The sequence below is a fragment of the Achromobacter sp. GD03932 genome (genome assembly GCF_029839485.1).
Classification (GTDB): Bacteria; Pseudomonadota; Gammaproteobacteria; order Burkholderiales; family Burkholderiaceae_B; genus Achromobacter; species Achromobacter bronchisepticus_A.
In genome coordinates this window covers 48030-69169 of sequence record NZ_JAOCAT010000035.1, presented here as the reverse complement: position 1 = coordinate 69169, position 21140 = coordinate 48030, and the positions used below count along the sequence as shown (strand labels likewise).

18 protein-coding genes are annotated in these 21140 nt (G+C 66.8%); 8 read left to right on the top strand and 10 right to left on the bottom strand.

All coding sequences use genetic code 11. The annotated features are described in order from the left end of the window. The 3 genes from N5C88_RS26640 to N5C88_RS26630 all read left to right on the top strand — a co-directional run. On the top strand, positions 1-200 hold a 200-nt coding region (locus N5C88_RS26640), incomplete at its 5' end, for a hypothetical protein (RefSeq protein WP_280016568.1). A gap of 2 nt (positions 201-202) precedes the next feature. Next, positions 203-2050, top strand: coding sequence for a M48 family metallopeptidase (locus tag N5C88_RS26635; RefSeq protein WP_280016567.1), 1848 nt, complete (start codon positions 203-205; stop codon positions 2048-2050). Positions 2051-2738: 688 nt separating this feature from the next. Further along, the gene (locus tag N5C88_RS26630) at positions 2739-6500 is read left to right on the top strand and encodes an autotransporter outer membrane beta-barrel domain-containing protein (RefSeq protein WP_280016566.1); all 3762 of its coding nucleotides are present in this window, start codon (positions 2739-2741) and stop codon (positions 6498-6500) included. Positions 6501-6557: 57 nt separating this feature from the next. On the opposite strand, the gene N5C88_RS26625 is transcribed toward N5C88_RS26630, so the two are convergent. Continuing rightward, entirely contained in the window at positions 6558-7703 is a 1146-nt protein-coding gene (locus N5C88_RS26625) for an alpha-hydroxy acid oxidase (RefSeq protein WP_280016565.1), read from the bottom strand. A gap of 162 nt (positions 7704-7865) precedes the next feature. On the opposite strand from N5C88_RS26625, the gene N5C88_RS26620 reads away from it, so the two are divergent. Beyond that, a complete protein-coding gene (locus tag N5C88_RS26620; RefSeq protein ID WP_059373310.1) occupies positions 7866-8204 on the top strand; it encodes a hypothetical protein in 339 nt (112 codons plus the stop codon). Between the two features lie 111 nt (positions 8205-8315). Beyond that, positions 8316-8747: a VOC family protein gene (locus tag N5C88_RS26615; RefSeq protein WP_059373312.1), complete on the top strand. Its 432-nt coding sequence runs from the start codon at positions 8316-8318 to the stop codon at positions 8745-8747. A gap of 28 nt (positions 8748-8775) precedes the next feature. On the opposite strand, the gene N5C88_RS26610 is transcribed toward N5C88_RS26615, so the two are convergent. Both N5C88_RS26610 and N5C88_RS26605 read right to left on the bottom strand, forming a co-directional pair. Next, the gene (locus tag N5C88_RS26610; protein WP_280016564.1) at positions 8776-9192 is read right to left on the bottom strand and encodes a VOC family protein; all 417 of its coding nucleotides are present in this window, start codon (positions 9190-9192) and stop codon (positions 8776-8778) included. Beyond that, positions 9189-11204, bottom strand: a complete 2016-nt coding sequence (locus tag N5C88_RS26605; protein ID WP_280016563.1) for an aminotransferase class I/II-fold pyridoxal phosphate-dependent enzyme — start codon at positions 11202-11204, stop codon at positions 9189-9191. The genes N5C88_RS26610 and N5C88_RS26605 overlap by 4 nt, the downstream gene beginning before the upstream one ends. Before the next feature lie 90 nt (positions 11205-11294). Here N5C88_RS26605 and N5C88_RS26600 point away from each other — a divergent pair, with 90 nt between their 5' ends. Continuing rightward, entirely contained in the window at positions 11295-12998 is a 1704-nt protein-coding gene (locus N5C88_RS26600; protein WP_280016562.1) for an NAD(P)H dependent flavin oxidoreductase family protein, read from the top strand. A gap of 23 nt (positions 12999-13021) precedes the next feature. Here the strand turns inward: N5C88_RS26600 and N5C88_RS26595 are convergent, their stop codons facing one another. The 3 genes from N5C88_RS26595 to N5C88_RS26585 all read right to left on the bottom strand — a co-directional run bounded on the left by N5C88_RS26595 (position 13022) and on the right by N5C88_RS26585 (position 16386). Further along, the gene (locus tag N5C88_RS26595) at positions 13022-13747 is read right to left on the bottom strand and encodes an NAD(P)-binding oxidoreductase (protein WP_118932186.1); all 726 of its coding nucleotides are present in this window, start codon (positions 13745-13747) and stop codon (positions 13022-13024) included. 53 nt (positions 13748-13800) lie between these two features. After that, positions 13801-15714: a B12-binding domain-containing radical SAM protein gene (locus N5C88_RS26590; protein WP_280016561.1), complete on the bottom strand. Its 1914-nt coding sequence runs from the start codon at positions 15712-15714 to the stop codon at positions 13801-13803. Positions 15715-15825: 111 nt separating this feature from the next. Beyond that, positions 15826-16386, bottom strand: coding sequence for a hypothetical protein (locus N5C88_RS26585; protein WP_280016560.1), 561 nt, complete (start codon positions 16384-16386; stop codon positions 15826-15828). A 170-nt stretch (positions 16387-16556) separates the two neighbouring features. Between N5C88_RS26585 and N5C88_RS26580 the strand changes: the two genes are divergently transcribed. Continuing rightward, positions 16557-16961 carry a hypothetical protein gene (locus N5C88_RS26580; protein WP_059373323.1) on the top strand — a complete coding sequence of 135 codons (405 nt, stop codon included), beginning with the start codon at positions 16557-16559 and terminating at the stop codon, positions 16959-16961. 16 nt (positions 16962-16977) lie between these two features. Here N5C88_RS26580 and N5C88_RS26575 read toward each other — a convergent pair whose 3' ends face one another. Further along, positions 16978-18153: a GGDEF domain-containing protein gene (locus N5C88_RS26575; RefSeq protein ID WP_280016559.1), complete on the bottom strand. Its 1176-nt coding sequence runs from the start codon at positions 18151-18153 to the stop codon at positions 16978-16980. Positions 18154-18546: 393 nt separating this feature from the next. Here N5C88_RS26575 and N5C88_RS26570 point away from each other — a divergent pair, with 393 nt between their 5' ends. Beyond that, positions 18547-19332, top strand: coding sequence for a DNA/RNA non-specific endonuclease (locus tag N5C88_RS26570; RefSeq protein ID WP_059373662.1), 786 nt, complete (start codon positions 18547-18549; stop codon positions 19330-19332). A gap of 17 nt (positions 19333-19349) precedes the next feature. Here the strand turns inward: N5C88_RS26570 and N5C88_RS26565 are convergent, their stop codons facing one another. The 3 genes from N5C88_RS26565 to N5C88_RS26555 form a co-directional block, all read right to left on the bottom strand. Beyond that, positions 19350-19739: a VOC family protein gene (locus tag N5C88_RS26565; protein ID WP_280016558.1), complete on the bottom strand. Its 390-nt coding sequence runs from the start codon at positions 19737-19739 to the stop codon at positions 19350-19352. 69 nt (positions 19740-19808) lie between these two features. Continuing rightward, on the bottom strand, positions 19809-20261 hold the full coding sequence (locus N5C88_RS26560) for an AraC family transcriptional regulator (RefSeq protein ID WP_280016557.1): 453 nt from the start codon (positions 20259-20261) through the stop codon (positions 19809-19811). Between the two features lie 73 nt (positions 20262-20334). Continuing rightward, positions 20335-21138, bottom strand: coding sequence for a hypothetical protein (locus N5C88_RS26555; protein ID WP_280016556.1), 804 nt, complete (start codon positions 21136-21138; stop codon positions 20335-20337). Between the last annotated feature and the right edge of the window lie 2 nt (positions 21139-21140).

Genomic DNA, 21140 nt, shown 5'->3' with positions numbered 1-21140 from the left:
AGAAGAACCGCTTTGCCGCGATCGAATGGGCGCAGCATGCCTGCCGCCTGCAGCCGGACGACGAGGACATCGAAGACATCCAGGCTCAGGTGATGAACTCGCACAGCCTGGTCAAGACCATAGGCACGGTGTTCGGCGCCTATCTGGGCCGCGGCGGCGTGTCGGCCGAAGACCTGCCGCCCAAGCCGGCCGCGCAGTAAGCATGGCGCGCGGCAGCCTGTCGGGATTGAAGCTGTCTGCCCGGCTATGGCTGGGCGATGCCGCCTTGGCGGGCGCCGGCGTGGCGCTATGCACGGCGCCCGCATGGCTGTACGCAGCCTTGCCGGGAGTCCTGGGCATGGCTGCGGCGGCGTTGACGCTGCCCCTGCCGTTCGCGGGCTGGGCGATGCTGCGGCTGCCTTTTGCCGCGCGCCCGCCAGGCGCGGAGGACGGCATACGCCTGCAACCCGAAGACGCTCCCGCGCTGTTCCGCGAGATCGAGCAAGTGCGCGCCCGCCTGGGTGCGCCGGCGCTGGATGCCGTCTACCTGAACGGCGAGTTCAACGCCAGCATCCGGCAGCACCGGCGCCTGCTGGGCCGCACGCGCAACGTGCTGTGGCTGGGACAGCCGCTGCTGGAGATGCTCTCGGCCGAGTCCTGCCGCGCCATCCTGGCGCATGAATGCGCGCATATCGCGGGCAGCCACGGGCGCTACGCCAGCCGGGTGTACTTTGCGCGCCTGCAATGGCAAGAAGCCGCAAGGCAGCTGGAACGGCGCAAGGGGCTGTCGACGGGACCGCTGCGCCTCTTCATGAATTGGCACGTGCCGCGCTTTCTGGCGGCGAGCCTGGATTTTGCGCGGGAGTGCGAGTACGAGGCCGATGCGCAGTCTGCGCTAGCCTGTGGCGCCGATGCCGCAGCGAGCGCGCTGCTGGCCGTGTCCTTGCAGGGCCGGGCCTTGCGCGAGTATTGGCCGGACGTCTACGCACAAGCCTCTGACGCACAGCCGCCCTCGCCACATGCGCGGCTGGCCGGCGCGGCCGAGCTGCCCTGCCCTCGCGACGAGGCCGAAGCGCAGGCCTGGCTGCATCAGGCGTTGTGCATCCCAACCGCCGATGACGACACGCATCCTTCCCTGTCGGACCGTCTGGCCGCGCTGCATGCAACCAGCGCCAGTCCCCTGCCCTGGCGCCGCGCCGCGCCCAATGCCGCTGAAGCATGGCTGGCCGACCAGCGCCTGCCCCTGGCCCGTGCGCTGGATGAATCGCAGCGCGACGCCATTGAGCAGGCCGCCCGCGAGGCGCAAAACGAACGCGACGAAGCCATTGCCGGCCATCACGAGCTGCTGCGCAAGCAGCGCCTGCGCACGCTGTCGGCCGACGAACGGGCGCGCATGGCCTGGTACGCCGACACGCTGACCGGCGACGCGGACGGCGCCGCCGCCATGCTCGAACAGAATTTGCAGGATCATCCCGGCCACCTGCCCACGCTGTGCCAACTGGCCGGGCTACAGCTACGACGGGCTGCCCACAAGACCAACGCCGAGACTTCGCGCCTGGAGGCAGGCGCCGAGGCGCTATGGCAGCAAGCCATCGAGCAACCCGGCCTCCATCGCCAGCCCTGCCTGCGCCAGTTGACGGCAGCGGCGCTACGGCGCGGTGATGCCAGCCAAGCGCAAGCTTGGCGGGTGGAGGCGGACAGGCTGCAGCGGCAGCTCCAGACCGAGGACGGCCACGCGCGCTACCAACCGCATGGTCTCAGTGAATCCGAACTGCGCAAATTCGCCGACACGCTGGATCCGCTGCTGCGCGCCGCCACCGGCGTCTGGCTGCTGCGCGACGCCGGCAAAGGCCATCTCGCGCTGCTGGTGCTGGCGCAGGATTCGGCATGGGCGCGCGCCATCGGCAAACTGACGGGCGAACAAAGCTATTTGCGGCGCGATTGCGAGATGCTGCTGACGCGGCTGCTACCGCGCCTGCGCCTCCCTGTCGAACCTGTGCTTATGGAGGCCGGCGACCCCTTGCTGAGCCAGTGCACACCGGCCGGCCTGCTGCGCCGGACCGGGGCCTGAGCGGCTCGAACACCGAACGCCGCGCCACGCACTATCGCTGCAATCCGCAACAGTATTGCTATCGGTTGTGGGAACCCGACAGTGCTCTGCGCATAAACAGCTTATTGAGCGCGCGTCGCGCGAGACCATTGATTTGCATCAATCGCGCCTGGATTTTCCAGCACTAATCTGAACCTGACCTCCTTTGCAAAATCCTCGTTCGTGCATTTCCAGACCATGTGCTGAATCCGGAGGTCCAAGCAGCTCTGCCATGGAACAGAACTACTGAGGCTAGGCATTTTTTTTGTCGGTTCGATCTGCCATGCGCGTTGCCTGTACGTCCCCTCTCCCCCTCGGCCTCGTCTGCCGTCGCACCGCCTTGCGCGCGCGCCCGGGTTCAGCCTCCGTCCATTTCCCGCCCCTGATCGGAATCGCTTCGGTTCCCTGATCGCCCGGCACTTTCACCGCACCTCCATGGCTGCCGTCTGAGTAGACGGGAAGCCACACATTCCTGCGCGTCGTTATATGACCCTATTTATTGTTGTAACAACAACGATAAACAGGCTTATTCTTGTTGCCTGCCCTCGTCGGTTGTTCACCCACCGGCAAATTCAATTGGCAGGCATTACGCGCAGACGATCACTTCACTGAATTTCTTTTGATTAAGTGAGTAGAGAAGATGCAGCCCTTGTCACCAATTGACGTCCGCTTGTCATTCAGGCTTTCCAGCGCATTCCTGATCGCGTTGGGCGCTTTCCCCGCCTACTCCCAGACCATCGACGGCGGATCGATAGTCACCGTTCCCGGGTCGCAGAGTTCGCCCTGGAACCTGGGAGCCAGTTCCCTCACGGTAGGCAACACCAGTACCGGCACGCTGCAGATTGGCGCGACCGGCGTGGTGTCCAACGGATCCGGCTTCATCGGCCGGCAGGTCGGCAGCACCGGCCATGTGACGGTGAGCGGCACGGGAGCGCAATGGACGAACAGCGCGGGCCTGTCCGTAGGGTTCTCGGGCACGGGCACGCTGGGTGTTTCGAACGGCGGTGTCGTCAGAAGCACGACCAACACTTATGTGGGCGTGGCGGCGGGCGGCACCGGCACCGTTACGGTAAGCGGCCTGGGATCGCAGCTGAACACTACCGGCTTCATGCGCGTGGGCCAGACCGGCAACGGCACGCTGCAGATCAGCGACAGCGCGGTCGTGAGCAATGCGGCCGCCGTTGTCGGCTACGACCCGGGCAGCGTGGGCGTGGTGACGGTCAGCGGCGCTGGCACGCAGTGGAACAGCAGCGCTCAACTCAGCGTGGGCGCTTCGGGCAACGGCGCCGTGACCATTTCGAACGATGCCGTGGTCAGTGCGACCAGCGCCGTGGTTGGCGGAGCGGCCAGTTCACAAGGCGTCATCAATATCGGCGCTGCCGCGCTGGCCGCTGCGGCGGCCCCAGGCACGCTGTCGTTGACGGGCCCCAGTCCCAGCCTGACCCTGGGCGCAACAGGCGGACTGGTGTTCAACCACACCAACACCGCCGGCTATGTGTTTACTCCCGGCATCACCGGCGCGGGCAAGCTCAGCACCTACAACGGCACCACAATACTGACCGCCAACAACAATTACACGGGCGGTACCACGATCGCCGGCGGCACGCTGCAATTGGGCAATGGCGGCACCAGCGGCGCCATCGTGGGCAACGTCGCAAACAACGGCATCCTGAACTTCAACCGCACTGACAGCGTGACGTTCGCAGGCCTGATCTCGGGCAGCGGCGTGGTCAACCAGAATGGCACGGGCGCCACGATACTGACGGCCAACAACACCTATACCGGCGGCACCGCCATCGCGGCTGGAACCTTGCAGTTGGGCAATGGCGGCACCACGGGCGCGATCGTCGGCAACGTAGCGAACAATGGGGCGCTGGTGTTCGATCGCTCCAACACCCTGACGTTCGCAGGCCAGATTTCCGGCAGCGGTTCGGTCAGCCAGATCGGCGCCGGCACCACGGTGCTGACGGCGGACAGCACCTATACCGGCGGCACCACGATCTCGGCCGGCACGCTGCAGCTAGGCAGTGGCGGCACTTCCGGCGCGATCCTGGGCAATGTGGTCGACAACGGCGCGCTGACCTTCAACCGTTCCGACGTCCAGACCTTCGCCGGCCAGATCTCGGGCGTCGGCGTGATCAACCAGATCGGCACAGGCACCACCATCCTGACGGCAGACAATACCTACACCGGCGGCACCACGATCTCGGCGGGTACATTGCAACTGGGCAATGGCGGCACCACGGGTGCCATCCTGGGCGACGTGGCGAACAATGGCGCGCTGACCTTCGACCGTTCCGACGTCCAGACCTTCGCCGGCCAGATCTCGGGCGGCGGCGTGGTCAACCAGATCGGCACAGGCACCACCATCCTGACGGCAGACAGTACCTACACCGGCGGCACCACGATCTCGGCGGGTACATTGCAGTTGGGCAATGGCGGCACCACGGGTGCCATCCCGGGCGACGTGACCAACAACGGCGCGCTGACATTCAACCGATCCGATGTCCAGACATTCCCGGGCCTGATTTCCGGCAGCGGCACGGTCAACCAGATCGGCTCTGGCACCACGACACTGACGGCGGACAACACCTACACCGGCGGCACCACGATTGCGGCAGGCACGCTCCAATTGGGCAATGGCGGCACGTCCGGCGCCATCCTGGGCGACGTGGCCAACAGCGGCGCGCTGACATTCAACCGATCCGACGCGGTCACGTTCGCCGGCCTGATCTCCGGCAGCGGCACCGTCAATCAGAACGGCACCGGCGCGACGATCCTGACTGCGCAGAACACCTATGGCGGTCCGACCAACGTCAATAACGGCGTGCTGCGCGCGGGCGCGGCCTCCACGCTGAGTCCCAACTCAGCCGTGAACGTGGCGGCAGCGGGTACGCTCGATCTGAGCGGCTACAACCAGACTGTGGCCGGCGTGACCAATGCCGGCCTCATCAACATGGGCACCGGCACCGCGCCCGGCACCACGCTGACGACGCCGAACTACGCAGGCCAGGGCGGCAGGATCGCGATGAACACCTTGCTCGGCGACGATAGTTCGCCGTCAGACCGCCTGGTGATCAATGGCGGCACGGCCTCCGGCTCGTCTTCACTGATCGTCACCAACGCCGGCGGCGCGGGCGCCGTGACTACCGGCAACGGCATTCTGCTGGTCGATGCCGTCAATGGCGGCACCACGGCCACCAGCGCGTTCACGCTAGGTAATGCCGGCGGCTACGTCGCCGCGGGTCCGTATGCCTATACGTTGCAACGCTCCAGCGTGGACGGCAGCGGGCTGCAGAACTGGTACCTGCGATCGACGGTGGATTGCGCCGCCGCGCCCAGCAATCCCGCGTGCAAGAACCCCGAGCCCCCGGTTCCACCGAACCCGCCCGAGCCGCCGGTGCCGCCCAACCCGCCCACGCCCGTGCCGCCCGCACCGCCCAACTACCGGCCCGAAGTCTCCACGGCCGTGGCGACGCCGGAGCTGGCCTTGCGCTACGGTTCGACCTTCCTCGACTCGCTGCATGAACGCATCGGCGAGGCGCGCTACGCCCTGCCCTCCACACCGACCGGCAGCAATTCCCTGGCATGGGGCCGCGTCATCGGCGTGACAGGCGAGCGCAACGGCAGCAACTCGGGCATCCTGGGATCCCGAGGCCCGGACTACGACTACAAGATCTATGGCCTGCAATCCGGCGTGGACCTTTATCGCCGCGCCAACGCCAACGGCAGCATGGACCATGCCGGCGCTTATGTCGCCTTCGGCCGCGCCACAGCCGACGTCGACCACCTGGATGGCCGCTCGGCCGGCCAGGCGGCCATGAACGGCGTGACGCTGGGCGGCTACTGGACGCATATCGGTAAGGAAGGCTGGTATGTCGACGCGGTGATCCAAGGCACGCGCTACGACGTGGACAACGGCCGCTCGCCCGCGGGCTACAACCTGGACACGCGCGGCTTTGGCTTCGCGACCTCGCTGGAAGGCGGCTATCCGTTCCGCCTGAACGACGAATGGGTGATCGAGCCGCAGGCGCAACTGGTGTTCCAGAATGTCAACCTCAACGATGCCAACGACGGCGCCGCCAAGAGCCGCTTCAACGACGTAGACAGCCTTAGGGGCCGCCTGGGAGTGCGCCTGGCGCGCACAGTGGAACTGGATCCCGGGCCGGACGGCAAGCGGGTCGCAACGACCTGGGTGCGTGCCAGCCTCGTCAACGAGTTCCTGACCAACCCGACCACCGAGTTCTCTTCACAGAACGGTTACGTGCCGTTCCGGGCCGACATGAAGGGCGCATCGGTGCAACTGAACCTGGGCGCGGACGTGGGCGTCAAACGCAATGTCTCCATGTACGGCAGCGTGGGCTCGGAGATCAGCCTGAGAGGCGATGGCCAGAACTTCAACGGCAAGCTCGGCGTGAAGATCGCGTTCTGAAGCGCAAGCCCGCGGATCGCGGCCTATCCTGCCCGATCCGCGAACCGCGATGCCCGATCAGCGGAACCGCAGGTGCCGCCGCTGCAGTTCGGCGACGGTCCTGCAGCCCATCAGCTTCATGGCCCGCTCGATCTCGACCCGCATCAGTTCCAGCGCGCGCTCCACGCCCGGCCGGCCCGCGGCCGCCAGCGGGAATAAATAGTAGCGGCCCAGGCCCACTGCCTTGGCGCCCAGCGCCAGGGCCTTGAGCACGTGGGTGCCGCGCTGCACGCCGCCGTCCATCATCACGTCGATGCGGTCACCGACCGCGTCGACGATTTCCGCGAGCTGGTCGAAGGCGCTGCGCGATCCGTCCAATTGGCGGCCGCCGTGGTTGGACAGCACGATGCCGGTGCAGCCGATGTCGGCCGCGCGCCTGGCGTCTTCCACCGACATCACGCCCTTCAGGCAGAATTGCCCGCCCCATTCCTGCACCATCGCGGCGACATCGTCCCAGGTCATGGCCGGGTCCAGCATGTCGGTGAAGTAACGGCTGATGGACATCGCTCCGCCGCCCATGTTGACGTGGGTGTCCAGCTGCGGCAGCCGGAAGCGTTCGTGGGTAAGGTAGTTGAGCGCCCAGGCGGGCTTGATGGCGAACTGCGCGATGCCGGCCAGGTTGAGCCTGAACGGAATGGCGAAGCCGGTGCGCTTGTCGCGCTCGCGGTTGCCGCCTGTGATGCTGTCCACGGTCAGCATCATGACCTGCACGCCGGCCTCTTTGGCGCGGGCCATCATCTCGCGGTTCAGGCCGCGATCCTTGTGGAAGTAGAACTGGTAGACCTGGGGGCCGCCGCTGATCTTGCGGGCTTCTTCCAGGCTGACGGTGCCCAGCGAGGACACGCCGAACATGGTGCCGAACTTGCCCGCGGCGGCGGCCACGGCGCGTTCGCCGTCATGATGGAACAGGCGCTGCAAGGCGGTGGGCGAGCAATAGACCGGCAGCGCCAGCTTCTGGCCCATGACCGTCACCGACATGTCCACCTCCGCCACGCCGCGCAGCACGTCGGGCAGCAGGTCGCAGGATTCGAAGGCCGCGGTGTTGCGACGATAGGTGGTTTCATCGTCGGCGGCGCCGTCGATGTAATTGAAGATGGGGCCTGGCAGCCGCTGGCGGGCCATGCGGCGAAAGTCGTGGAAGTTCTGGCACTGGTTCAGACGCATGGGTGGACCTTTATCGACACTACACGTACAGACAGCCTGAGCCCCCGGATGGAGCGGGACGAATTGTAGACCGACGGCCGCATTTCCCGGCGCGTCGAAGCGGGCGCCACCAAAGATCGTGTTAAATGCGGGCTCTTGCTTCTTGAACGGACTTGGCCCGCAATGCCCCATCCCCTGCTAAAACCGGCCGCCTGGATCGCCGCCGCCGTGCTGTCGCTGCCCGCGGCAACCGCCTTGGCGCAACAGAACCTGGAGCGGGCCACCTCCCTGGCCCAGATCCACGCCATCATGGAGTATTGCAAGGTGCTCACCCCTGAACTGCTGGAGATCCTGAAGAAGCGGCAGCAGTCGGCAACGCGCGAGTCCGGCGTGTCGTCGCTGGCATTCGATGCGGAGTATCTGCGCGCCTACACCAAGGCGCGCAAGGACATGGCGGATTTCGGAGAGGAAGAAAAGGAACTGACCTGCCAGCCCATGCGGGCCATGGCCGGCCAGGACTGAGCGGGCATCGCCACGCGCCCGAATGGCTGTGCGGCGCCTTGAAACATGGCGCCGCCAGGCGTAGTCTCACATCGCTGATTCTTCTCCCACTGCCAAAGCCAGGAGCGATTCATGGCGCAGAAAGAACGACACAAGGGCCGCTTGATCGATCACATCGGGCTGGTCGTGCGCGACCTGCCCGCCAGCAAGGCGTTCTACACGGCGGTCTTCGATGCGTTGAAGATTCCCATCGGCGGCTCCGACGGCGCAGACTTCTGGACGGACGAGCTGTTCATTTCATCGCGCGGCAGCGCCGAGGTGCAGGGCGAACTCACCGGCCGGATCCACCTGGCCTTCCAGGCGGAAGACCAGGCCATGGTGGATGCCTTCTACAAGGCGGCGATGGCACACGGCGGCCGGGATAACGGCCAACCGGGCGAGCGCGCCGCCTACCATCCCGGCTACTACGCCGCGTTTGTGCTGGACCCGGACGGCAACAACATCGAAGCCGTCACCCGCGCGGGCGCACAGCGCAGCGCGGCCTCGGTGCGGATCACCTACTGAACGCGCCGCCAGCGCCCGGGACTGGATGTCAAGCCGCGCCCCGCGGCGCCTGGATCATCTTCCAGCCATTGCCCGCCGGATCGCGAAAGCCCGCGTCCACGCTGCCATAGCGTTCGATGGGCTCCTGCGTGAATTCGACGCCCAGGGCCTGCAGCCGGACATAGTCAGCGTGGCAGTCGGCCACATGCAGGACCAGGGGCGGCATGGCTCCCTTCGCCACCATGGCGCGCAAGGTCTGCGCCGTGGCCTCGTCGTGGATGGGCGGGCCGGGCGCGAACAGGCCGAGCTGGAACGAGGGCTGGTCCGGATGCTGGACCGTCAGCCAGCGGTACGGTCCGTTGCGCACGTCCGTGTGGACACGGAATCCGAGCTTGTCCACGTAGAACGCCAGCGCCGCGTCCTGATCATCCACGTATATGCCCGCCACATTGATGCCTGAGTTCATGAGACCTCCTTGGTTGATGGCGGCAATTTACCGTCGGCCTCGCGGCGGCGCTTCTCCAAAACAGCGATGTTGAGATCGGGGCGCTGCGCGGCCTTCGCAACGCAACCGGGCATGCGGTCCAACGGCGGCGTTCCCTCCCGCGCCTGCGCCCGCATGGCGCTGGGGCTGAGACCGGTAATGTCGCGGAAGATGCGGCTATAGGTGCCCAGGCTTTCCCAGCCGGTGGCGTAGGCGATTTCCGTGACGCTCCGCTCCGTGTCCCGCAGCATGGCCACGCTTTGCTCGATACGCCGCGTCAGCAGATAGCGGTGCGGCGGCAGGCCGAAGGCGCGCTTGAAGGAATGCGCAAAATGGGCCTTGGAGATGCCGCTGACCTCGGCCAGGCGCTCCACCGGCCAGGCCTCGTGCGAGGCCGCGTCCATGCGGTCCTTGACGCGCAGCAGGCGGCGCAGCAAGCCCGGATCCTGCTGCTGGCCCGCGCCTGGCGCGGTTTGCGCCAGCAGCGTTCCCAGCTTCAGCAGGGCGTCTTCCTGCACCGTGCTATAGCCCACCACCACGCCCGGCGCCAGATCCACCTTGCGGCAGAAGTCCGCCACCGGCTGCATGCCCACGCCCGCGGCCCGCGCCGCCGCCACGGTCTGCGCCACATCCCAGCCCGGAGGCAGCCACCACAGCAGGTGAAAGCCCGCGTGCTCGCCACCGACGCGTAACGCATCGTTGCCGACGGCCTGGCGCAAGGCGCGCAGCACGGCGTCGCGCCGTCGCGCGTACACGCCGCGCGCCTTGCGCACGTGGCGCGCGAAACTGCCGTCCTGCAGGAACGCCGCCAGCGTCATTTGCTCGATGATGCTGGGCGAGCGCCCCGCGCGGCGGCGCGCCTGCACGAAAGCGGCCGCCAATTCCTTGGGAACCACCGCATAGCCGATGCGCAGCGCGTTGAACAGGGTCTTGTTGAAACTGCCGCAATGGATGACGCGATCGGCCGTGTCCAGGCTTTTCAGGGCCGCCAGCGGCGCGCCGTCGTAGCTGAATTCGCTGTCGTAGTCGTCCTCGACGATCCAGCAGCCGGCCTGCGCGGCCCAGTCCAGCAGCTCCAGACGGCGGGACACGGGCATGGTGGCGCCAGTGGGCGCCTGGTGCGCGGGCGTGACGTGCACCAGCTTCACGCCGCGCTGGCGCCGCGCCTGCGCCACCGGAAAACCTTCGGCGTCGATGGCCAAGGGAACGATGTGCCGCGTGTACTGGCCGAAGATGGGTTCGGCGTTCAGGTAGCCCGGATCCTCGATCAGCACCTTGTCCTGCGGCTGCAGCAGGAGATGGCCGCAGAGGTCCAGGCCGTCGCGGATGCCGCCCAGGACGATGACCTGGTCCGGATCGCAGCTGATGCCGCGGGCCGCGCCCAGGTAGCGGGCGATCTGCTCGCGCAAGGGGCGCCAGCCTTGTGGTTCATCGTTGGCAAGCTGGGCCGGCGTGACACGCCGCGCGCTGGTCATCAGCCCCTTGCGCCAGCGTTCCATGGGAAAGAGCGCGGCGTCGGCGCTGCGGGAATAGAACTGGGAGTTGGGCTGCGTCGGCGCGAAGATCGTGGCCATGTGCGGGCCGGACCCGGGTGCGCCGACCGTTGGCCCGCCTGCTTGCGTTGCCGGCCGCGGCCCCGGGGTCTGGGACGTTGCGGCGCCCTGGCCCGGCAACCCCGCCCGGAAAAAGTTGTCCGGAATCACCGCCGCCACATGAGTGCCCGAACCGACCGTGCCCGCGGTATAGCCTTCGCTGCGCAATTGATCGTAGGCAGCCTCGACCGTGGAGCGCGCAATGTGCCAGCGCCCGGCCAGGCTGCGCGTGGACGGCAGGCGCGCACCGGACGGCAGCGCGCCCTTCAGTATGCGTTCTCGGATCTCGCGGTAGACCCAGGCCTGCTTGGATTCCCCGGGCCGCGCGGCGTCCATCGGCAGATCCAGGCTGGCTTCCTGGCGTTTCGCGCCTGGCTGCGCTACGGAAAGTGGCTTGTTCATATTGGCAGAAATGGCTCTATTCCATGTAGCCATTCTATCGGTAGATTGACTGCCTGAGCCCCTAGCGGGGCAAATTTCCTGGAACCCGCCATGACCGTCACTGCGCCCTGCCACACCATCACCCTGGAGACCGGCCCCTTCGTCGCGGACGGCACGACCTCGATCCTGGAGGCAGCGCTGGCCCAGGGGATACCCGTGCCCTTCTCCTGTCAGCGCGGGGCCTGCGGCTCGTGCCGCGCCGTGGTCGTGGCGGGCAGCTATGAGCGTATCGCCCCGCCCGCGGACGGCAGCTACCAGACCGCCAGCGACGAGTTGCTGATGTGCCAGTGCCGCGCCGCCAGCGACCTGACGCTGCGCTTCCCGCATTGGCGCGCCCCCGAAGAACCCAGGCCGCCGCGCAGCGCCCGCGTGGCGTCGCGCCTGCCGCTGGCGCCGGACGTCACCCAGCTCATCGTCGAGTTGCAGGACGGGGACGACTACGGCTACCTGCCCGGCCAGCATGCCCGGCTGATCCTGGACGGCGGCGCCCGCCGCAACTTTTCGATAGCGAATGCGCCCGGCGCGGCGGGGCCTGCCCGGCTGGAGTTCCACATCCGCCGCATGCCCGGCGGCGCCTTCACCGATGGCATTCTTCCCGGTCTCCAGCCCGGCGACATGCTGACCCTGGACGGCGCGCAAGGCGGCTGCACCTGGCCCGCAGAGATGCCTGCCGGCATCGATCACCTGGTGCTGCTGGCCACCGGCACGGGCTATGCGGGCGTGGCTCCCATCCTTATGGCAGCGTTGCAAAGCCGCGCGCTGAAGACGGTGACTTTGTACTGGGGCGGACGCACGCCGGACGATTGCTACGCCGGGCAGATGCTGGATGCCTTGCAGGGCAAGGGCGAGGGGTTCCAGTGGCATGCGGTGCTGTCCCAGGCCGACAGCGCAGATGGCCGGCCCCGCCGCCACGTGCAGGACGCCGCCATCGCCGCGGACCATGACTGGTCCCGCAGCCTGGTCTACGCCTGCGGCAATCCGGCAATGGTGCAGGCTGCCCGCGACCGCCTGCTGGCGGCCGGCCTGCCCTCCGACCGCTACCGGTCCGAAGCCTTCCACCCCGCAGCCGGGGACGCGGCCAGCGTCGCGCCGCAGCGCGAGGCGCACCCCTGGGAACGCCTCAGTCCGCGCTATACGCTGGCAGGCATCCTGGACGCGCGCCGGCGATCCATGCAGGCGGTGGCGGAAATCGCCGCGCTGATGCGCCCCGGCATGACCACGCGCGAGGCCATCGCCACGGCGGACGAGCACCTGCGTCAAATGGGAGCATCCAACAACTGGCACCCGACCTATGTGCGCTTCGGCCCGGACACGCAATCGCCGCCCGTCCAGCGCACCGACTACGACCGCAAGCTGCAGGCGCACGACATCTTCGTACTGGACATCGGCCCGGTGTGGGACGGCCACGAGGGCGACTACGGCGACACCTTCGTGCTGGGCGCGGATGCGGACCGCCTGCGCTGCGCCGAGGCCGCTCGCGAGGTCTTCCGGCGCGCACGCCTGGCATGGCTGGAAGGCCTGACGGGAGCCGCGCTATACGACCGTGCCTCGGAATATGCACGCGAGCATGGCTGCGAACTGGTGCGCGAGATTCCCGGACACCGGGTGTCGGATTTCCCGCATGCGCTGTACGGCAAACATTTGCTGGCGCAGGCGGACTTCGTGCCCGCCGACGGCATCTGGGTGCTGGAGATCCAAGTGCGCGATGCGCAGCGGCCGATCGGCGCGTTCTACGAAGATGTGCTGCTGCGTTAGGGCGGCGTCCCGATCCAGTCCGGCTAGGCCATGCCCTGGTCGTAGATCACCGGCATCCGCCCCTTCCACCGGTTCCATGTGGCCGCGTCGGTGGCCAGCTCGGCCATGAAGTGCGCCACATGGATGCGGCTTGTCGCCCCTGCGTTGAAGATGGCGCTGCGGGTGGGCGAAGGATGCACCTCATAGCCGGTGGCTGCGGCGCCATCGCGCAGGCTGTCGGGCCGGACCACGGCCCACTCGACCATGCCGTCGGCCTGTCCCACTTGCGTGCGCAGATAATCCGAAGCCTGTTCGTTGTCGGCGTGTGGCGGCACTAGCAGACGCACGAACCCGACCACGCATTTCTGGCCGAACGAAACAGGCTCCGCCAGATCGCGGTTGCTGTTGCCCGCCGTGTTCATGAGCACGAATCTGACCGGCGCGTCCGGCCGGTTCGCCCGGATCGCCGTACACAAGCGTCGGGCCGCATCCGCCACCAACCTGCGAGGCGCGCCGTACATGCCCTTCAGGGTCATGTTGTGGCCCAGGCAGGACAGCACCGCTGTGCAGCCGCTGGCGCACCGGGCCATCTCGGCGTCGCCAAGGTCCAGGACGCTGGCCTGTATGAGCGACAGCCTGGCATCGCCGGCGAGGTCCGCAAGCGCGCCGGGAGACCGCAGGATGGCCCGGACTTGCTGCCCGCGATCGAGCAACTGCCTCACGAGCAGCCGCCCCGTCGCTCCGCTTGCTCCGACCACCAGCACTGCCATCGCCTCTCCGACGGTCATTTCCGTGCTGCGGATTATAGGGGCGGCGCGCCGCCCTAACCGCGCTGGCTCAATGCCCGGCCGATCCGGTGCTTCGATACCGTGGTCTTCGGCACATGGAACGGGAACCAGCTACGCACGTCCTCGTCCAGCCCGATGCCATGCATGTAGTTGTAGATGGCCTTCTTCAGCGCGCGGCCCAGCGCGTCGTGATCCACGCCGGTAGGGTCATGGAAGCCGACGTCGTTCTTGGCGAAGGAGATCGGCGGCAAGGGCTTGAGGGTAACGCCGTATTCCTCGGGGTTCTGCCCCACGGGCGAATGCACTGTACAGGCGAATCGGTGGAAAAAGCCGCTCTGGATGCAGCCATTGTCGAACAGTTGCCGCACGTACTCCAGCGCATCCACGGTATCTTGCACGGTCTGCGTGGGAAAGCCGTACATCAGGTAGGCATGCACCAAGATGCCGGCGTCGGTGAAGGCGCGCGTGACCCGCGCCACCTGATCCACCGAGACGCCCTTCTTCATCAGGTTCAGCAGGCGGTCCGAGGCGACCTCCAGGCCGCCCGATACTGCGATACAGCCGCTGTCGGCCAGCAGTTCGCAGAGTTCGGGGCTGAAGGTCTTTTCGAAGCGGATGTTGCCCCACCATGAAATATCGGTATTGCGCGCAATCAGCTCGGTCGCCAGCGCCTTGAGCGACTTGGGCGGCGCGGCCTCGTCGACGAAATGGAAGCCGGTCTGCCCGGTTTCGCGCACGATGGCCTCGATGCGGTCGGCCAGCACCGCGGCGGATGCGCCTTCGTAGCGGCCGATGTAGTCCAGGCTGACGTCGCAGAAACTGCATTTCTTCCAATAACAGCCATGCGCCACGGTCAGCTTGTTCCAGCGCCCGTCGCTCCACAGCCGGTTCATGGGATTCAGCATGTCCAGCAGCGACAGGTAGCGGTCCAGCGGCAGCCCGTCCCAGGTGGGCGTACCCACTTCGGCAAAGGCGATATCGGGTTCGACCATGTTCACATAGCGCACCGCGCCGCTGTCCGCGTCGCGCAGGAAGGTGCGCACCAGACGCTGGCGCGAGCGTTTGCCCTGCAGGTGTTCCAGGAGCGACAGCAAAGGACGCTCGCCCGCGTCCAGGGTCACGTAGTCGAAGTAATCGAAGACCCGCGGGTCCTTCAGTTCGCGCAGTTCGGTGTTGACGAAGCCGCCGCCCAACACGGTGACGATGCCGGGATCGTGCGCCTTGATGGTCTGGGCTATGCGGAAGGCGGCATAGACCGCGCCGGGGAACGGTACGGAAAGCAGCACCACGGTGGGCGTGTGGCGGGCCAGCGCTTCCGCGGTCAGGCTGCGCAGCATGTCGTCCACCAGCGTGGGCGGCGCCGCCAGCGCCTGGGCCAGCGGGTCGAACGTGGGCTGGCTGCCCGCCAGCGACTCGGCATAGCGCACGAACTCGAAGCGCGGATCCACCGCGTCCCGCAGCACGTCGGCCAGGTCGTTCAGATACAGCGTCGCCAGGTGCTTGGCGCGGTCATGCAGGCCCAGGGCGCCGAAGGCCCAGCCCAGCGGATCGCCGCCGTCTTCGTCCAGATACGCGTCCAGCGAGCTGAAGCGCGGCCCCTCGGGCAGGAAATGGCGGCCGACGATGCGGTGCGCCAGCGTCGAATCGCGGCCCTGCAGGAAGGCGATCACCGGCCCGATGGTCGCCAGGTAGCGCGCCTGCTGCGCCACGAAGGACTGGACCGCGGGACTGTGCTTGTTCGCCGGCAAGGCGGCGACGCGTTCCGCCACGGCGCGCAGGCCGTCGGCCGACAGCAGGCGCAGCACCAGGGCCAGCGCCAGGTCTTCCTGGAACGAGGTCACGTCGCGCGACCGCAGAAAGCCGGTCAGGTAGGCGGTGGACGGGTACGGAGTATTGAGCTGCGTCATCGGCGGAATGACCGACAGCACGCGTAGAGGCAAAGAGGACATGAAACACGGCAAGATTGCCGTCGAAGCGGGGATCGGGGCCATTATAGGCAGCGCGGCGGGACCGGCCCCGCCGGCCGGACTACGCCCGACGGGTTGCGCCGGACACGGACCTCAAAGATCGCCGAGCACGCGGGGATCGAATCGCCAGCGGTGGCTGCCATTCACGCAGCACACCGCCATCGTCTCCTTATGGCGCTTCGGACCGATCTCCCTGAGCTTCAATTCCCCATCGCACACCGGGCACTGGCCGCCAATCTCCGTGTAGAAAACCTCGCCGGCGCGATTGGCCTCCAGGCTGCACATCATTAAAAACCGCGAGTAGCGCATGCGATTCAGGTCACGCCCCGTGTCCAGGCTGATGAGGCTCAGGAAAATCAGGATGAACCACCACGTCGACATCCCCCAGGCGTAGACGCCCAGGGCGGTGATCGCCAAGCCTGCCGCGCCGGCAGCCAACAGCCAGACCGTCTTGACGGGCTTGCCGCGCAGCCGCAGGGGCACAATGTGGTAGCGCTGGAATGCTTCAGCCCAGCTGCCGCGAGAGGCCGCGGCAGCTGGCGGACTGGCGGCGGGCTGCGGATTCATGGCCGGCTGCGGACCCGTCACCGCCGGCGGCGTCTGGTCCGTCGAAAAACTGCCGGTGTCCGATGCGAAGATGTTCTTGCTGGTCATGTTGCCCAGCACTCTTGCGCATTCGTCGCATACGCTGTTCTTGCCCTTGTGGGCGGCTCCGCATCTAGAGCAATGCACGCTATCCCCTCGCAGTCGAAACTTTAATCCGGCACCATTATTACCATTATTCTTGGCTTCCCGCCGCAACCCGTCCCGCCAGCAGTCACCTCATGCGCAACCGATCAGACCCATTCGCCCCGCCCCCGAAACAACGGACCGTCCGCCTCAATTCGCTGCTCTGGATCCTGGAACCGCTGGAGCGCGATGCCGGCTACCTGCGCCGCAAGATGTTCGGCTGCGATGCGGCGTATCTGGACGGCCTGCTGTATCTGGTCGCGGCCGATCGCGAGGATCCCTGGAGCGGCCTGCTGGTCTGCACCTCGCGGGAGCGCCATGAGGCGCTGTTGGCGGAGTTCCCCGCCCTGCGCGTGCATCCGGTGCTGGGGAAATGGCTGTACCTGCCCCAGACCGACGAGGACTTCGAGACGACCGCAGCGCTGATGGCGCGGCTTGCGCTGGCGCGGGATCCGCGGATGGGGGTGGCGCCCAGGCCCAGGTCGCGGCGCCGGACCTGATCCGCGCCGGCTGCGGTCAGCAGTTCACCGCGCTTGCGGCGGCACCCGCCAGTTCCACCCGGTTCCCGCCCAGCGCCTTGGCCTGATACAACGCCCGGTCGGCCGCGGCCAGCGCGTCGGCCAAAGGCGGAACCTTGTCCTCGAACTGCGCCAGCCCGACGCTGACCGTGGCCGGTATGCCCAAGCTGTCGCCCCGCCCGGACACCGTCACGGCGAAGCGTTGCGCCACGGCCGCGCCCAGCACCGTGGCGCGGCGCGCGTCGGGGCCGGACAGCAGCGCGGCGAACTCTTCGCCGCCGATGCGGGCAAGCAACACATCGTCGCCCAACACGCAACGCGCGCTATCCGCGAAGAATTTCAACACCTGATCGCCCGTCTGGTGGCCGTACCTGTCGTTGATGGCCTTGAACTGGTCCAGATCGAAGGCCAGCACCGCAACCGGTCCGCGCCCTGCTCCGCCCTCGATGATGCGCGCGCCCTGTTCGAAGAACCAGCGGCGGTTGCCCAGGCGGGTCAGATAGTCCGTCTGCGACTCTCGCAGCAGCTGGCCATGGGTTTCCTCGCGGATCAGTTTGAGCAGCGTCATCGGCAGCACGATCGAATACAGCACGCCTTCGTACATGGTGAGGGTGCTGGCGGTCAGGTGTATGGCCGGCCCGTGCTCCGCCACCCACCACGGCAGGATGAAGGCGCGCGCGGCGTAGACCAGTGCGTGGATGGTTACCGCCGCCGTTGCGATGCGCAGCGGCGTCAACGACCTGAGCGACTGGCAGCGCAGCAGTTCCCAAGCGGTCACGCCGCTGACCAACGCGATCGGGAATGCACTGATGTACTTCCAGACCAGGTCCTCCCGCTGGGTGCCGGCCGCCAGCCAGATCAGCGCCATGACGACCAGCAGGCCAATGGAAGCGCCGCGGTGGCGCCTGCCGCTCAACGAGGCCGCGCCGTTCATGAGGAGGAGATAGCCGCTGAGGACGATGAGATTGGCGACGGCCGAGCCCAGCGGGCTGGGAAGCCTCGCGCGAAACAGCGCGACAGTGCAGCCCACGGCCAGCGTGGCGAAACCCGCCGCCAGGATGCGCAATGATCCGCTGCGGCTGGGATGGGTCCGATGCTCCCAGAACGTCAGGCCTGCACTGGCGAGCAGCGTTCCGATAATGATGAAGTAAAGGGTGAGGAGATCGACGTACATCTTGAACGCGTGGGTATCGCGCCGCAGCAATCGCCGCGGCCAGCAAGAATTCTACGTGGGAAATGCCTCATGGAAACATAGCGTAACTACTGTCACAAGCCGTGTTGCGCATCATGCAACACCGGACCTCGCAGTCATCTCGGGAAACGAAAGAATCCGTGCAAGTGGCAAATTTGCCACTCATCTACAATCCGGGGCGGTGCCGATTGCCAACTGCAATCGGGCAGTAGCTCACAGGTAGTAATGACGCGCGCGAAGACACCCGCTTCCAAGAAGAGAAGTCCCCCAAGCAGATCCAAGGCCCGGGCCGGATCCCGATCCAGCGGCCGTTTCCCCCGATTCCTGAAGGCCCTGCTGTTCTCGTCGCTGGCGAGTTTCGGCGCGGCCACCTATATGCTGAATCCGCAGTGGCGGATTCCGGCGCCGGTGCAGGAAGTCATCACGCGCCTGGGCTGGCCGCAGCAACGCCAGCCCGCGGCGCCCGTGGCGGTGCCGACCGCAGCGCGGACAGGGGCGCCTGTTCAAACGATGTTTGCCGAATGCCGGCAGTTCTTTCCGCATTCGCGCCCGCCGGAAGTCCCGGGCGGCCAGAAGCTGCGGGAGGTGTGCTTCTCGGCCTTCGCCATCCTGCACGACGGGCAGACCAAGACGCCGGTATTCGTGGCGGAACGCCTGAATCGCCAGATGCTGACCCAGGCCCAGGGCATGCGCCGCACCGACAAGTTCTACGCCGAAGCGCGGCTGCCGCGCGCCGAGCGGGCCGAGCTGGACGACTACCGCGGCTCCGGCTATTCGCGCGGCCACATGGCGCCGGCAGGCGATATGTCCACGCCGGAGGCGATGGCGCAGAGCTTCTCGCTGGCCAACATGGTGCCGCAGGACCAGATTCACAACGGCGGCGCCTGGAGCAGCATCGAACAGGACACGCGCAAGTACGTGATGCGCGCCGCGGGCGACGTGTACGTCTTCACCGGCCCCGTCTATGCGGACAAGCCCAAGACCATAGGCGCGGGCGTGGCCGTGCCCACCTACATCTACAAGGTCGTGTACGACGCGACCACGGGACGCTCCTGGGTCCATTGGCAGGCCAACGCCGCCAGCACCAAAGCCGGGCCGCCCATCAGTTACGAGGAATTCGTCAAGCGCACCGGACTGCACGTGCTGCCGGCCGGAGGCTGAAGCGCGCGCCGACAGCCTCAGCCATTCAACTGGTAGATCTGTATCAGGTTGCCGCAGGTGTCCGAGAAGATCGCGATCGTCACCGGACCCGCGGCGGTCGGATCTACCGTGAAGACCACGCCCATCTGCTTCAGGCGTTGCGCTTCGGCCTGGATGTCGGCGCTTTCAAAGGCGGTGACGGGGATGCCGTCATTCCTGAGCGCGGTCTGGTAGGCGCTGGCCGCCGGATGGCCGTTGGGCTCCAGCACCAGCTCCAGATCGTCCGGTCCCTCGGGCGAAACCACCGTGATCCAGCGCGCGCCGCCCGCGGGAAAATCCTGCTTCTTGATAAAGCCGAGCACCTCGGTGTAGAAGCGCAGCGCCTTGTCCTGATCGTCGACAAATATGCTGTTCAGCTTGATCCTCATCGTCTCTCCTTATGCCTGGACGCAAAATCCGGCATGACCACGGCCGGGCCGCAAAAGCCCCAGCATGGCTCAAGGCCGGCGCCGCGTCTTCTCGAAAATTGCGATAGCGGCTGGTCCGCCCATCAGCAACAGGCATGCCGGGGGATGCGGCGTCCAGTCGGGGATATGGACGACTTGGCGCAGTCTGCGCTGGTATTGCGCGGGCGAGACCCCGATCCTGCGCGCGAACAGCGCGCTGAACGAGCCCAGGCTGCTGTAGCCCAGTTCCAGGCACACGTCGGTCACGGCGTGGCCATGCGCAAGCAGCCGCTGCGCGGCCGCCAGTCTTTCCCGCGTGCGGAACTGGTGCGGCGTTTCGCCGAACGCGGCCTCGAAGCGGCGGATGAAGTGAAATGGGGACATGCTCGCTTCGCGCGCGGCATCCGCGACCGAAACCTGCGCGGACCGCAGATCCGCGAGCAGGTCCCGCGCGCGGCACAGCCGGGAAAACGCCCGGTGATCCGGACTGGCGGGCAATCGCACTGTCTGCGCTCCGTGGCGTATCGCAATCAGTGCATGTTATGCCAGCTCGCGGCACCCGCACAGCGGGGCGGGCTCACTGGCGTTCGTAGTATTCCACCTCGATGCGGTCCGCGCTGAGATAGCCGCAGAGATTGGCCGGGAAGCGCGCCCGGCTGCATGCGGAATAGGCGTTTCCGTACAGCACCGCAGTCTGGAGGAGATTGCGGCTGAGCGCCGTGCTGTCGGTCTGGATGGTACGGACGAGTTCGGCTTGCATCTGCTCGCTCGCCGTGCGCATCGGCCGCAGGATTTCCGCCTCGAACTTGCGCGCCACGCGCAACTCCGCATCGCTCGCCGGGGCGCTGGAATGCTCGGGGTCATAGGCGTCCAGCAAGTCATTCGGCGCCCGTCGCGCGCAATAGAACGCCTGGTAGTACGGCCCCGTCGCGGGCCGTTTCAGCCGCGCCTGCGCCAGGTAGTTCAACGACGGCACGTGCGAACTCCAGGAAATCAAAGTGCTGGTCGTGCCAGGCTTCACCGTGCTCACGTACACCGCCATGCAGGCGCCCAGTGGCTCGCGCCTGGATTGCAGATAAGCCAGCTTCGCAGCGGCATAGCGGTCGCTGTAGCGCAGCACGTCCTCGTAGTTGCCGCTGAGATAGCTGCCTATGATGGCGCCTTGCACCGCCCAATTGCAGTAGCCATCGATGGACCGCCCGTCCTGGCAATACGTTGCCAATGCGCGCTGCATGCCAGGCCCCATCGCCTGAAAGCCCTGGTCCAAGGCGCTGGAATAGGCCTTGTACAAGGCTTCGCTCCGTTCCGTTCCCAAACCCAGCGGCGCGCCCAAGGTCGAAGACGCCAGCACGGCCGCCATGACCGACGCGAACAATGACATAT